Source organism: Pseudomonas sp. AGC41, assembly GCF_057334555.1.
In genome coordinates, this window is record NZ_JBHFJB010000009.1 from 1 (window position 1) to 1,648 (window position 1,648).

General features: G+C 60.5%; 1 protein-coding gene. It reads right to left on the minus strand.

The features are described from left to right. Positions 1 to 1,648: immunoglobulin-like domain-containing protein (locus ACE04F_RS01155; RefSeq protein WP_486104189.1), on the minus strand; the 1,648-nt coding region annotated here is incomplete at both ends.

Genomic DNA, 1,648 nt, shown 5'->3' on the forward strand with positions numbered 1-1,648 from the left:
CGACAGGGTGACGACCAGCGGAGCGCCGGTGACCGGAGCATTCACCGAAGCGGTGTAAACCACGGTGCCGCCCTCGCCAACAATCGAAGTCGCGGTGAGCGAAACGGTGCTGGTGTCGAGGGTGTCGGTCACGTCGGTGACGACTGGTGTAGTGTTAGGCACCAGGTTTTCGAAGTTGCCACCGACAGCTTTATCGATGCTGACTTCAACTTTTCCGGCGTCTTTGTAGACGTCGTCTTTCGGTGCGTCGACAGTCACGGTGCCAGTGGTAGCGCCGGCAGCGATGTTGATCACCGCGCCGTTGCTCAGGGTGATGGTCACCGGCGAGCCCGCTGCGTTGGTCAGGGTCGCGGTGTAAACGATGGACCCGCCTTCAGCGACAGTATCAGTCGCGGACAGGGTCAGACCGGTAGTGTCTTGAACGTCCGTAACGGTCGTATCCGCAGGCTTACCGTCAATTTCCAGGTTTTCGTAGTTGCCGCCCTTGGCGTCGTCGATCTTGACGCTGAGGTTGCTGCCGCCCGCCAATGCGTCGTTAGGCGCGGTGAAGTTCACCGAGCCAGAGCTTGCGCCGACTGGGATGGTGATGGACTGGCCGTTGCTCAAGGTCACTACGAGCGGAGCGCCAGTGACTGGAGCGTTTACCGATGCTGTGTAAACCACAACGCCGCCTTCACCCACGGAAGGCGTGGCCGTCAGGCTGACAGTCGAAGTGTCGAGCGTATCGGTGACGTCGGTCACGGCTGGCGTGGTGCTCGGCACCAGGTTTTCGAAGTTGCCACCGGTAGCCTTGTCGATGCTGACTTCAACTTTGCCGGCGTCTTTGTAGACGTCATCTTTCGGCGCGTCGACAGTTACGGTCCCGGTGGTAGCGCCGGCAGCGATGTTGATCACCGCGCCATTGCTCAAGGTAATGGTGACAGGCGAGCCCGCTGCGTTGGTCAGGGTCGCGGTGTAAACGATGGAGCCGCCTTCGGCGACGGTGTCGGTTGCGGACAGGGTCAGACCGGTAGTGTCTTGAACGTCTGTAACGGTCGTGTCCGCAGGCTTACCATCAATTTCCAGGTTTTCGTAATTGCCGCCCTTGGCGTCGTCGATCTTGACGCTCAGGTTGCTGCCGCCCGCCAATGCATCGTTAGGTGCAGTGAAATTCACTGAGCCAGAGCTCGAACCCACCGGAATGGTGATGGACTGGCCGTTGCTCAAGCTCACTAAGAGCGGGGCGCCAGTGACCGGGGCGTTTACGGATGCTGTGTAAACCACGGTGCCGCCTTCGCCAACAGTCGAAGTTGCGGCAAGCGAAACGGTGCTGGTGTCGAGGGTGTCGGTCACGTCGGTGACGACTGGTGCAGTGTTAGGCACCAGGTTTTCGAAGTTGCCGCCAACTGCCGTGTCGATGCTGACTTCAACTTTGCCGGCGTCTTTGTAGACGTCATCTTTCGGTGCGTCGACAGTCACGGTACCAGTGGTAGCGCCGGCGGCGATGTTGATCACCGCGCCGTTGCTCAGGGTGATGGTCACCGGCGAACCGGCGGCGTTGGTCAAAGTGGCGGTGTAAACGATGGAGCCGCCCTCAGCCACGGTGTCGGTTGCAGACAGCGTCAGACCGGTAGTGTCCTGGGTATCGGTCACTGCGGTGTCCGCAGGC